The sequence below is a fragment of the Myroides fluvii genome, assembly GCF_009792295.1.
Classification (GTDB): Bacteria; Bacteroidota; Bacteroidia; order Flavobacteriales; family Flavobacteriaceae; genus Flavobacterium; species Flavobacterium fluvii_A.
In genome coordinates, this window is sequence record NZ_CP039934.1 from 471,426 (window position 1) to 483,720 (window position 12,295).

11 protein-coding genes are annotated in these 12,295 nt (G+C 37.6%); 1 reads left to right on the forward strand and 10 read right to left on the reverse strand.

What is annotated here, in order from left to right; genetic code table 11:
* Positions 1–5 precede the first annotated feature (5 nt).
* Positions 6–1,385 (reverse strand): MATE family efflux transporter, encoded by a 1,380-nt coding sequence (locus FBR08_RS02230; protein WP_158961210.1) that lies wholly within the window; start codon positions 1,383–1,385, stop codon positions 6–8.
* A 153-nt stretch (positions 1,386–1,538) separates the two neighbouring features.
* Positions 1,539–2,414 carry a PPK2 family polyphosphate kinase gene (locus tag FBR08_RS02235; RefSeq protein WP_158961211.1) on the reverse strand — a complete coding sequence of 292 codons (876 nt, stop codon included), beginning with the start codon at positions 2,412–2,414 and terminating at the stop codon, positions 1,539–1,541.
* Positions 2,415–2,476: 62 nt separating this feature from the next.
* On the opposite strand from FBR08_RS02235, the gene FBR08_RS02240 reads away from it, so the two are divergent.
* On the forward strand, positions 2,477–3,316 hold the full coding sequence (locus FBR08_RS02240) for a DUF6929 family protein (protein ID WP_158961212.1): 840 nt from the start codon (positions 2,477–2,479) through the stop codon (positions 3,314–3,316).
* Positions 3,317–3,341: 25 nt separating this feature from the next.
* Here FBR08_RS02240 and FBR08_RS02245 read toward each other — a convergent pair whose 3' ends face one another.
* The 8 genes from FBR08_RS02245 to trpB form a co-directional block, all read right to left on the reverse strand.
* On the reverse strand, positions 3,342–4,484 hold the full coding sequence (locus FBR08_RS02245) for an ABC transporter permease (protein ID WP_233266201.1): 1,143 nt from the start codon (positions 4,482–4,484) through the stop codon (positions 3,342–3,344).
* A gap of 55 nt (positions 4,485–4,539) precedes the next feature.
* Positions 4,540–5,706 carry an ABC transporter permease gene (locus FBR08_RS02250; RefSeq protein ID WP_158961214.1) on the reverse strand — a complete coding sequence of 389 codons (1,167 nt, stop codon included), beginning with the start codon at positions 5,704–5,706 and terminating at the stop codon, positions 4,540–4,542.
* A gap of 13 nt (positions 5,707–5,719) precedes the next feature.
* A complete protein-coding gene (locus tag FBR08_RS02255) occupies positions 5,720–6,706 on the reverse strand; it encodes an HlyD family secretion protein (protein ID WP_158961215.1) in 987 nt (328 codons plus the stop codon).
* A 12-nt stretch (positions 6,707–6,718) separates the two neighbouring features.
* The gene (locus tag FBR08_RS02260) at positions 6,719–8,113 is read right to left on the reverse strand and encodes a TolC family protein (protein ID WP_158961216.1); all 1,395 of its coding nucleotides are present in this window, start codon (positions 8,111–8,113) and stop codon (positions 6,719–6,721) included.
* A gap of 263 nt (positions 8,114–8,376) precedes the next feature.
* Complete coding sequence (locus FBR08_RS02265; RefSeq protein WP_158961217.1) at positions 8,377–10,008, reverse strand: ABC-F family ATP-binding cassette domain-containing protein; 1,632 nt, start codon at positions 10,006–10,008, stop codon at positions 8,377–8,379.
* 149 nt (positions 10,009–10,157) lie between these two features.
* Positions 10,158–10,454, reverse strand: a complete 297-nt coding sequence (locus tag FBR08_RS02270) for a HigA family addiction module antitoxin (protein ID WP_158961218.1) — start codon at positions 10,452–10,454, stop codon at positions 10,158–10,160.
* 137 nt (positions 10,455–10,591) lie between these two features.
* A complete protein-coding gene (locus FBR08_RS02275) occupies positions 10,592–10,879 on the reverse strand; it encodes a type II toxin-antitoxin system RelE/ParE family toxin (protein WP_158961219.1) in 288 nt (95 codons plus the stop codon).
* A 193-nt stretch (positions 10,880–11,072) separates the two neighbouring features.
* Entirely contained in the window at positions 11,073–12,254 is a 1,182-nt protein-coding gene (gene trpB, locus FBR08_RS02280; RefSeq protein WP_158961220.1) for a tryptophan synthase subunit beta, read from the reverse strand.
* Positions 12,255–12,295 lie beyond the last annotated feature (41 nt).

A 12,295-nucleotide genomic window follows, 5' to 3' on the forward strand; every position in this document is an offset into this window, starting at 1 on the left:
TATAGTTATTTTAAATTAGTATTAATCAATCGATTCGATATATGGTGAAAACGCGCATAAAGCAAAATGGCTGCGGTTGTCAATCCCGCTAGTAGCCCAATCCAAATGCCTGGAGTTCCAACATCGGTGTATAAACTTAAGTAAATGGACATTGGGAACCCTACAATCCAATACGATACAAAGGTAATAATCATCGGTACATTTACATCTTGCAAACCGCGTAAAGCTCCTAAAGTCACTACTTGCAAACAATCTGAAATTTGAAAGATAGCAGCTACTAATAAGAGTTGTCCGGCTATTTTGATTACTTCTTCATTCATCACCGCATTAGTTGCATCCTTTGCATCCAAGAAAAGCAGGGGAATATAGTTGTGAAATAAGACAAATAAAAGTGCGAAAATCACATAAATAATCAATGCCATTAGCATGATCGAACGCGCAACGGTTCGCATATGCGTATAATTCTTCAGTCCCATTTGGTTTCCTACGCGAATCGTAGCGGCTACGCCTAACCCACTCGCAAACATAAACGTCATAGATGACATACTCAAGGCGATTTGATTCGCCGCTTGAGAAACAGTACCTAACATTCCCGACAACCAAACAGCTCCCACGAATAAAGCTACTTCAAAAAAACTCATCAAACCTGAAGGAATGCCAATTTTAGTAATTTGCGTAAGTACTGATTTTTTAATTTCAGCAAAACGAAGGTTACTCATATAAGGCATAAACAAGACTTGTCTCTTTAGAGCAAAATGCATATAAATAATCATGACAACCCGCGAAATCAATGTGCCATAAGCCGCCCCTAACATACCTAGTGTAGGGAAAAACCACACCCCGTAAATCAGTAAATAATTAAATAATAGGTTTACTGTATTACAAATTATCGTCGCATACATTGAATTTTTGGTTTGAGACTTTCCATCTGCAAATTGTTTATAACCTTGATACATAACCAAGGGAATAATCGATAATGCAACAATATCCAAAAAAGGCTTAGCTAAAGTAGTAACCTCCTCTGGTTGTCCCATATAGCGTAAAAAAGGCTTAGCCAAAAAGATGATAGAAAATAAAAACACACCTAAAAGTGTACACAGAAAAAGTCCGTTTACAAAAGTTGATCGTCCTCCTTCTAAATCATTTGCCGCATCACTCTTTGCTACGAAAGGTGTAATGGCCGTAGAAAACCCTACACCTAAAGAAATCGCAATAAAAACAAAACTATTCGCTAAAGAAGCGGCAGCCAATTCTGTTGGTCCAATTTTACCTACCATAATATTGTCGATCACTCCAACCACCGTATGTCCTAACATGGCTAAAATAATGGGGTAAGCTAATTGAATATTATATCGAAATTCCTTAATATAAATAGAAAGATTCATGCACTAAAATTTGTGCAAATATACTGACTTGAAAGTAAAAGAATTAGTCAGGTTAACAAATTCTTTGTAAAGAATGACAAAACCATTTCATTCCATATCCCCTAGTTACACAAAAAGAGGAGAGTCAAACGCTCCTATAATCAATTCTAAATTTTATTGTTCATTGAGCAAACGCTCTCTATACTTGGATAAATTATCTTTGATATGATCCGGTAATTCGGGCAAACTCACATCCGTTAATCGCTCCGTTACTTCGAGCAGTATATTGGCAAAAATATAGCGACACAGCGATTTGTTATCGGCTGGAATAACATACCAAGGACAAGCTGTTGTACTTGTTTTTTCTATAACATCTTCATAGTACTTTTGATAATCCTCCCAAAACTCGCGTTCTCGAACATCTTCAGGCGCAAATTTCCAATGGTGTTTTTCTTTGCCCAAACGACGTAAAATGCGTTTTTTCTGTTCGCCTTTACTCAAGTGCAAGAAAAATTTAAGTACAATTACGCCATTATTGCTGATGTGCTCTTCAAAATTGCTTATTTCCTTGTATCGCTTCTCCCAGAACTCATCCCCTATAGTATCTGTATGCGTAATTTGAGGCAAACGCTCATTCAAAATAATTTCGGGATGCACACGAGAAACTAATACATTTTCGTAATGCGTGCGATTGAACACTGTAAATTTCCCCTTCTCAGGTAGGGCGATATAATGTCGCCATAAATAATCGTGTTCCAATTCTGTAGAAGTAGGCTTCTTGAAACTCTGAACCACCACGCCTCTAGCATTGAATGACTTAAATACTTCTCGAATCAAGCTATCTTTACCTGCCGTATCCATCCCTTGAATACAAATCAAAACACTATAGCGATTGTGCGCATACATCAATTCTTGAAACTTACTCAAGTGTCTACTTACTTCTTCTAATTTACGTATGGCTTTTTTGGGGCTCATCTCAAAATCGGGAACCGTCGATAATTTACTTAAATCAGTCTTCCCTATTGCCTTGTATTTATTTTCAAAACTCATATCAAATTAATTCATTAAGTAGTTCGGATGTATTAAATTTATAAAATTCAATTCAAGTAACCATGAGAAAACTAACTTTAGAGTTCCTCTATCATATTATTGGCTTAAGTGCGGCATCGGGTTTATACTATGCGGAAGACAAACTCCATTTAATTGCGGACGATAGTTCTTATTTATATCACTACGATATACCGTCAAAGCAACTGAACAAGACAGCTCTCACGGAGGATTATATCGGGCAAGAACACATTGCAAAAGCAGAAAAACCCGATTTAGAATCCATGACGTTCGATGGTGTTAATTACTACTTATTTGGTTCGGGCTCTAAACCCAATCGAACCGATTTGTATGAAATTCATCAAATGACGAATGAACCTGTGAGTAAACAATCCTTGGATTTGTTGTATGCATCCATGAAAGCTTTCGCTCACTTAGACGACGCGGATTTTAATATTGAAGGTGTTGTTTACGACAGTGAAACCTGGTACTTCTTCAATCGAGGCAATGGTCCCAAACAGCAAAATGGCGTATTTGTGGTAACAGGAGAGAGTATTTTGGACAATTTCAGAATTACCTATACTCCCATCAAATTGCCCAAATTAGACAACGTACAAACAGGATTTACGGATGCTGTTTTAGTCGATCAAGAGCTTTATTTCATTGCAACAGCAGAAGATTCGGGTTCTACCTATGCAGATGGTGAAATTAAAGGATCCATTGTAGGAAAAATCAACACCAAGAAAATGAAGCTCGAGAAAACGAAGACCATCAGTACGAATCAAAAATTCGAAGGGATCACCGTTTATAAAAACAGCAAGAAAGAAGTATCCTTCTTCCTATGCACTGATCCAGACAATCCAACCTTACCCACATCGATTTATCAATTAACCATACAAAAATAGGATCGTATATACGATCCTATTTTTTTTATATCTCTGGGGAAATAAGTTCCTCTTCTTTTCTTCTCAAGCGCCAATTGGTCCATACAGCCAACATAAAATAAAAGAGGCAGACCAACCACATTTGCATAAATAAATCCCTTATATCGTGTAAAGAAGCCCCAAATTGAGTCAACGCTACAAAGCCTTTCGTTCCCACTGTAGAGGGTACAAAAAAGGAAATCACCTTAATTGCCGTCGGAAAAGCAGTAGTGGGCCAAGACAATCCCGTCATCAACAAAGTCGGAATAGAAAAAAGGGTAATAGTCATAATCGAATCTTCTCTGTGTTTAAAGCAATTCGCTAACGTCATCCCTAAAAAGGAAACAGCTAACAAGAATGGAATTAAAAACAAGGTAATTTCAACTAAATTTCCACGTTGAGGAAAGGTAAAAAGATGCATAACCACACCCAGTACGAACCACATCATCAGCATAGATAATATGAGGTAGGCCAAACTTCTTCCTATCGTTAAAAAGAAATTCGAAAATCGTCCCGTTGCATAGGCAAAGGCTTGACCAAAACGTCTTTTTTCACGCAGCGTACCCGCTAAAATTCCCATTCCATTCAATTGTAAAGTCTGAATAGCAATTAAGAATACAGCAGGCATCAAAAAGGTAGCATACCCACCATTAATATTAAACAAAGGCTTAGCCGTTACATCAAAAGGACGTCTCGTGGCTGCTGCTTGCTTCATCGGCATTCCTCCTGCCATCATCTTATTCACTTCTACTTGTCCGCCTAAAGTTCCAGCAGTAACCATAACAGCCCCTAAGGTTTGTTTGTAGTACAACATATAAGAAGCATCGCAGTAAGCACCCAATGTAGGTACTTTACCTTTTTGCAAATCGCGTCCGAAATGTTCTGGAATAACGATTATTCCTTTAATTTTCTCTTGATAAAATGCTTCCTGAGCCAAGTCCATACTCGCCGTACGCAAATCCACCTTCAATTGAGGCGTAGCATCCAACATGCGATCAAGTTGAAAGCTCATCTTCGATTGATCTTGGTTAACAATGGCTACAGGTAATGCTGTAATCACTTCTTTTGAATACACATACGAATACACAAAAGCAACTAGGAGCACACAGACAAGATACGTAATCACAATCGCAGAATCTTTGAAAATCATTTTGATTTCTCTTTTGCAAGACTCCGTAATCAACGTGCAATTTGCTATAAATCCTCTAAGCATCATAGCCTCCTTTCTGTAATTTTTTATAATAAAACGGGATTCCAATCAACCCCAAACAGATGAATACTGCAAAAGCGATTAAATACCCGGCTTGTTCTGCATTGAAAGAAATACCGCGAATGGCATAATTCACAACAAAACGCATATAGGAATGAAAGGGAAATACATAATTTACCCCACGTACAAAACCACTCATTCCTTCTGGCGGAAACGTATAACCTGCAAAAGAGAAGGCTACTGCCGCATAAGCTCCACCTATGGTTAAGGCAATCCTCAAGCTATTCATCACCGACGCTAGAAAAAAGGCCATACTTTGACAAACCAAAATAAACAGGAAGAAAAAGGCATTCAAAACGAAGAAATTTCCCTTGAATGGCATACTCAACTTATAGAATACATAACTATTCATATACAGTCCCAATACCATAAAAACCAAGGTATAAGGCAATATTTTTGCTAAAACTAACATCCACATCTTGTTGTCCACTCGTTCTAGTAGTTCTTTTCCTCGTCTGTATTTTAAATCCACACCAAAAACGTAAATTGAAACAACTAGCATAATAATTTGCAAGGCCATGGGCATAAAAGCCAAGCCTAAATAATATTCATAGCTAGTATAGGGATTAAAAAGTACGTGTTCTTCTACCTTTATTGGTGCTACCGCCGCTAAAGCTTGATTAGGCATTAGACCTCCTTGCTCTAACGATATAGTACGAACTCCAGCTGCGAGATAACCTGCAGCTGTTTGAAAGTCGCGTTGAATTAAACCTGCGGGCAGTAAATATTGCCCATTGTAATAACAAGTTACATTGGTTTTCACTCCTTTCTGTACGTTTTTCTGAAAATCTTTAGGGATGATAATTAACGCAAAAGAATCTCCGCTTCGCACCGTTTTTTGTCCTTCTAGCTCGTCATTTACTTCATAAACGATTTGCATAGCTGAACTGGCATCAATAAAACTCGCTAGTTTACGTGACGTACTACTTTTATCTAAATCGAGGATTGTTACCGGTAAATCTCGAGAAACCCCTTCTTGTAACAACGCCCCATAGTATAGAAACAGCAACAAGGGAATGCCAAGAATCAACACCAAAATACGAGGTGTTGTCAGCATTCGCTTGCACTCTTCTTTCAATAGGGATAAAAAACCTTTACTCACGTTATTTGTATTTTTACTTCAAACTACTTTCTACTACTAAAGCACTCATTCCTGGTCTTAATCCTTCCACTTTTTGTGTAGGATACGCCTTGATTAAGAAGGTTTTCATATCGAAATCCCCTTTTGCTTTGGTTGCACTCCAAGTAGCATAATCCCCTTGTACCGCAATATATTGTACTTCTAATTCAATTTCTTGATTGCCTAAAGCCGGAATTTTTGCCTGAAATTTGGTATTCATTTTGAACTTGCTCATCAAATCTTCGCGAATATTAAAATTCACCCAGACGTCATTTAAATCCACTAGGTTAACAATTGGATAACCTGAATTAACGATTTCTCCTTTATTAGGCATAATCGTATAAACCTCACCCTCTTGGGGTGATTTTACAGCTCCTTCTCCTTTGTAGATTAACACTTCCTCCACGGCTCCTTTCGCTTGATTGAAGACAGCTAAAGCCGCAGCTTTATCTTCCGATCTCGCTCCACTCTTTGCCATTTGATAGGTTGCATGTGCTGCCTTTTCTACCTCTTGTGCTGCTGTATATTTCGCATAGGCCTCATCTTTTTGCTGTGCAGGTATCACCTTTTCTTTGTATAAATTTTCTACTCTTGCATAGGTTTTTTGAGCAAAATCCGCCCCTGCTTTGGCTTGTTGCCACATATTATAAGCCGCTTGAATTTCTTCTTTACGCGCTCCTGTATTGGCTTTAGCATCTTGTGCTTGTGCAGCGGCCTTTAAGGCTTCTACTTGTTGTAATTTAGCATCTATCTCAGGTGTACTAATCTGAACCAATACTTGTCCTGCTTGAACCTTATCTCCTTCTTTTACGAGAATATTGTCAATTCTTCCTGGAATTTTAGACGATACATTAATTTGAGTGGCATCTACTTGTCCTTGAATGTAGCTCTCTTGGGGCGCACTCATATACCAAATAGAAACAGCGAAAACAATCGCGACAACCACAATTCCAACAATAGCACTTATTACTTTATTTTTCATCTTACCTTCAATTTATTTTGCAAATTGGACAAATTCATTACTCAATCCGGTGTATTCAAAGAGAGAAGCTACATTGGCTACATAATTAAAATGCGCTTGTAATTTCTTTAATTTAACCACCGATAAATTTAACTCTGCATCAACTACTTCCGTCGAGGTAGCAAAACCTTCAACAAATGCTTTGTTGCGCACTCTGAGATATTCGATAGCCATCGATTCTTGAGTGGTTAAACTCACAATCTGTTCGTTTTGTTTTTGGATATCTTGATACAATTTAGCCACTAACATTTTAATATCAGCCTTTGCTTTTTCTTCAAAAAGTGCTACGCTTTCTCTCGTTGCTTTAGCTGCTCTGATTTCATTTTTATTGCGAAATCCTTCAAATAAGGTATACGTAACACCAACACCAACAGTCCAAGGCTTGTTATTATCATAAAGCACATCCAATCCACTAATCGGATTATTATGCGCTAAAATCGTTTGTCCAAAAGCAACCACCGTCGGATAATTCGCTGATTGTTTGGCTTTCACTCCTTGATCAGCCAATTCTTTTTGCAAGGCAACTTTTTGCAAAGCAGGATAGTGATCCGTAGCTGAAACTTGATAGTAGTCTAAACTTTCCAATTGAGGGAGCACAAAAAAATCACTGCTTAAATCCTCGGTTACTTCTTCTACTTCCATTGTATTGGCTAAGGCTAAACGCGCTAATGTGGCATCTTTTTTAGCCGCTTCAAATTCGCGATTCGCATCCGAAACAGCAACATCCGCCGCCATGCGTTGCACAGGAGCTATCATGCCATTTTCTTCTAATTTCAAAGCATCGTGTTGGTGCTTTTCCATACCCGTTAAAACCTCTTGACGCACCACTAAAGCGCGTTCAGCTAATTTCACCGAATAATAGCGGACAACAAGTTCAGATATTAATTTATGCTTGGTTTGCTCCAAGTCTTTTTCTCCAATTTCACTTTTTAGTTTCCCTGCTTTTACCGCGGCATTAATCTTTCCTCCAGTAAACAAAGGCCAAGTAGCCATAAAACCACCAAAAGCCATGTCTCGTTTATTGAAATCTACAGACCAATTCCCCAATACTTCTGAGTTGGGTAAATGCACAAAATCACCTACTTGGTTTCGAAGTCCATTAAAATCTAATCCTAAAGAACGATCCATGTAAAGGCCCATTCCGAAAGCTTTAACCGATGGTGAACGCAAGCCTTTCATGGCTTTCCATTCATATTGGTGAACTTCCTCTTGTTTTTCCATCGCTTTAATCAAGCTATTCTCCTCATTCATCACGCGCATCGCATCAGCAAAAGACAAACGTTGTCCATAGCTAATTCCCGACATAGAAAAATAAAGTACAGTTCCTCCGATAAGCAGAAAAAAACGTTTTAAGTTTATTCTTTTCATTCACTTAATGTTGTTAATTACACCTAAATGCTTCAATAAATATACGACCTTTTTCATTTTATGAAGCATTATTTTCATTCGTTTTACAAATATAATACTATCCTCCGATGGAGAAAGAAAAAGAGCGTTTTGATTCGTAGCGTTTCTAAAAATCTTTTGTAAATATTAAAAAAACAAACTCCTTCCCTTAAAAAACTTAACAAAACACATGCCATAAGTCTTTTAAGAGAAGGAGTTTTTAAAAATTCAGCGAATCGAGGGGTTTATTTTTCGATCTCGCGTAAGCTTTCCATCTTTTTGTGTGCTAAGAAACCTTTGATATCTTCAAAGTGTTCTTTGACGCGTTTATTTCCAAATTCAAATACTTTTTCTGCTAATCCATCCAAGAAATCACGATCGTGAGAAACTAAGATAACGGTTCCTTCAAAATCTTTCAACGCTGCTTTGATGATGTCTTTTGTTTTCATATCCAAGTGGTTGGTTGGCTCATCCAGGATTAATAAGTTATACGGTTCTAACAATAACTTCACCATGGCCAATCTGGTTTTCTCTCCTCCTGAAAGTACTTTTACTTTCTTCTGAATGTCATCTCCAGAAAACATGAATGCTCCTAATATATTTTTGATTTGCGTGCGGATATCTCCTTCTGCAATGCGATCTACCGTATCAAAAATAGTGATATCCCCATCCAATAGAGACGCCTGATTCTGTGCAAAATACCCCACTTGAATATTGTGTCCCAATTCGATGGTTCCCGTATAATCAATCTCTTTCATAATCGCTTTGATCATCGTTGATTTACCTTCTCCATTCTTTCCTACAAAGGCAACTTTTTGTCCGCGTTCTATCACTAAATTCGCGTCGTTAAACACAATATGATCCCCATAGGTTTTACCCATTTCAGCAATCGTAACAGGATATTGTCCTGAACGCGCTGCTGGAGGAAATTTTAAGCGAAGAGCTGAATTATCTACCTCATCCACTTGAATGATATCTAACTTCTCCAACATTTTTACGCGTGATTGCACTTGTAAAGTCTTCGAATAGGTTCCTTTGAAACGCTCAATAAACTCTGTCGTTTCGGCAATCATCTTTTGTTGCTCTTCATATGCTTTGAGCTGATGTGCTCTACGATCTTGACGCAAAACTAGATAATCTGAATATTTCGCTTTGTAATCGTAAATTTTACCCATTGTTACTTCAATGGTGCGATTGGTAATATTATCGACAAACGCACGGTCATGGGAAATGACCATTACCGCTTTAGCTTGTGTTAACAAAAACTCCTCTAACCATTGGATACTCTCTATATCCATGTGGTTGGTTGGCTCATCCAATAAAATTAAATCGGGTTTTTGCAATAAAATTTTTGCTAGTTCGATGCGCATTCTCCACCCTCCACTGAATTCAGAGGTCGGACGCGTAAAATCTTCGCGCAAGAATCCCAATCCTTTCAATACTTTCTCTACCTCAGCTTCGTAGTTTACCTCATCAATCGAGTAAAACTTCTCGCTTAGTTCCGATACGCGTTCAATCAACTTCATATACGCATCACTTTCGTAATCCGTACGCACCGTTAATTCTTCATTGATTTGCTCAATTTCATTCTTCATCGAGAAAATTTGCGCAAACGCTTTGGATGTTTCTTCAAAAACCGTACAATCATCCGCAGTTAATAAATGCTGTGGTAAATAAGCAATTACGGCTTCTCTTGGTGCAGCAACAGACCCTAACGAAGGTTTGTCAACGCCTGCAACAATTTTAAGCAAAGTAGATTTACCTGCACCGTTTTTCCCCATTAAGGCAATTTTGTCATTTTCATTAATCGAGAAACTTACGCCACTGAAAAGCGTTGTACTACCAAATTGGACAGCAACATCATTAACTGTTATCATATTGTATTTTTATTAAACCGGTGCAAATATAGTATTTGTTTGTTTTGGATGGGATATTTTTATGGAGATGATTTTTATACCTTATATATAGGTATAAAAAACCACTTTGATGCGTTTGGCATTTTTATATTTAAACAAATAGAACTCAATTATAAAACAGGTTCATACTTAGCTAAATGAATCTTATTTTCTTCAAATTTTTTTTGCTCTACTACTAGGTCATACTGCATTTGTAGTTTAAGCCAAATATCAGCCGTTCCACCAAAAACTTGACTTATGCGAATAGCCATACTAGCACTTATATTCGTTTTTTCATTGAGAATATTAGATAAATTAACTCGCGTTACACCTAAAAGTTCTGCTGCTTTCGTTACAGATAGCTGATTTGCTTCTATTACATCCTCTTTTAAATATAAACCAGGATGTATAATGAGATTAGATTTCATATTTGGGCTTTTTATTTTGACAATTCTTTCGTTGTGGTATATTAATTATAAAAAGTGCTCTACTTACTTTTGATATTGTATCTTTTTTAGATAATTATAATGATGTACTAGTAAAAAGATTTCTAAAATAGACTCTTCTAATGTGTATCTAGAAAATGAACATGATAAACATTTCCTTTTTCAATTTCAAAAATGATTCTAAAATTCCCCGTCACATCCATTGAATAATATCCTATGTAAGGAGGTGATTTCAATTTATGGATTCTATATGCTGCTCCGAAAGCACCTAAATCAGTAATATCACTCACTTGATCAATCAAATTGAGAATTTTAGCAATTCTACGAACACAATTTGGAGGTAATCCTTTTTCATTTCCAGTCTCCCAAACGGATTTTAAATTCTTACTCTTAAATGTTTTTATCATGCAATCGTTCTTCTCTTTAAATTAAAAATACTCACTTTTCAAAAACGTATAGTGTAAATTTACACAATACAAAATGATTTTACAAATGGACTGAAACTTTTTTATAAAACTACCAATCAATTTTGAGCACTCTGATTAACATCTCTATCCATAAAAAAAAGCCCACTCCTACGTGGGCCTTTTCCTGAAAAAACTATAACTGAAAGTAGTGAGTATAATTTTGTAAATCCTTATCCCCCCTACCGGAAAGGTTTACAACTACAATATCAGTTGGCAAAAATGTTTTATGTTGTAAAGCTGCGAGAGCATGTGAACTTTCTATGGCAGGAATAATCCCTTCCATTTTGCACAGATTTAAACCGGCTTCCATTGCCTCATCATCTTTAATAGCGAAGAACTCCGCTCTATTTTCTTGTTTCATCAAGGCGAATAACGGACCAAAACCAGGGTAATCCAATCCTGCAGAAATCGAATACGCTTCTAAAGGCTCCCCTGCATCATCTTGCATGAATAGCGTTTTACTTCCGTGTAATACCCCTGGTTTCCCAATAAAAGAAGTAGCAGCCGTTTGATTGGTATTAGCGCCCAAACCTCCCCCTTCTGCAACGATAAGCTTCACCTCTTCCTCTTCTAAGAATTCATAGAACGCACCTGTTGCATTACTCCCACCTCCCACACTAGCGATGATGTAGTTGGGTTTATCCACGCCTTCTTTCTCTAGCAACTGCTTTTTAATCTCTTTGGAAATCACCGATTGAAAACGCCCGACCATATCCGGATACGGATGAGGCCCAACCACAGAACCGATTAAGTAATACGTGTCAACTGGGTTTTCAATCCAGTACAACAACGCCTCATCCACCGCTTCTTTTAAGGTTTGTGTTCCTGTTTTTGCAGCGCGAACCTCAGCACCCAACATCTTCATACGCGCTACATTGGGCGCTTGACGTTCAATATCTGTTGCCCCCATAAAGACCACGCATTCCAATCCTGCTAACGCACAAACCGTTGCTGTAGCTACGCCATGCTGTCCTGCTCCTGTTTCAGCAATGATTTTCTTCTTTCCTAGGCGTTTAGCCAACAATACCTGACCAATCGTATTATTAATCTTATGGGCGCCTGTATGGCATAAATCCTCTCGTTTTAAATACACTTTGGTATTGTAGAGGGCGGATAGCCTAGCTGCAAAATAAAGCGGTGTAGGCCGACCTACATAATCCGCTAATAGCTTTTGATATTCTGCCTGAAACGCAGGCTCTTCCATAATTTCTAGATACTTGGCTTGTAGTTCTTCTACAATAGGTTGCAAGGTTGAAGGGATAAAAGCTCCCCCAAAATCGCCATAAAATCCTTCTTGATTGACTTGATACTTCATATTTGTTTGTTTTATATTCACAATTGATTTAAAAATTTTGG

What these genes read in the sequence shown, in the direction of transcription:
- FBR08_RS02230 (WP_158961210.1), bottom strand. Translation starts at nt 1,385, where the DNA reads ATGAATCTTTCTATTTATATTAAGGAATTTCGATATAATATTCAATTA.
- FBR08_RS02235 (WP_158961211.1), bottom strand. Translation starts at nt 2,414, where the DNA reads ATGAGTTTTGAAAATAAATACAAGGCAATAGGGAAGACTGATTTAAGT.
- FBR08_RS02240 (WP_158961212.1), top strand. Translation starts at nt 2,477, where the DNA reads ATGAGAAAACTAACTTTAGAGTTCCTCTATCATATTATTGGCTTAAGT.
- FBR08_RS02245 (WP_233266201.1), bottom strand. Translation starts at nt 4,484, where the DNA reads ATGATTTTCAAAGATTCTGCGATTGTGATTACGTATCTTGTCTGTGTG.
- FBR08_RS02255 (WP_158961215.1), bottom strand. Translation starts at nt 6,706, where the DNA reads ATGAAAAATAAAGTAATAAGTGCTATTGTTGGAATTGTGGTTGTCGCG.
- FBR08_RS02260 (WP_158961216.1), bottom strand. Translation starts at nt 8,113, where the DNA reads ATGAAAAGAATAAACTTAAAACGTTTTTTTCTGCTTATCGGAGGAACT.
- FBR08_RS02265 (WP_158961217.1), bottom strand. Translation starts at nt 10,008, where the DNA reads ATGATAACAGTTAATGATGTTGCTGTCCAATTTGGTAGTACAACGCTT.
- FBR08_RS02270 (WP_158961218.1), bottom strand. Translation starts at nt 10,454, where the DNA reads ATGAAATCTAATCTCATTATACATCCTGGTTTATATTTAAAAGAGGAT.
- FBR08_RS02275 (WP_158961219.1), bottom strand. Translation starts at nt 10,879, where the DNA reads ATGATAAAAACATTTAAGAGTAAGAATTTAAAATCCGTTTGGGAGACT.
- trpB (WP_158961220.1), bottom strand. Translation starts at nt 12,254, where the DNA reads ATGAAGTATCAAGTCAATCAAGAAGGATTTTATGGCGATTTTGGGGGA.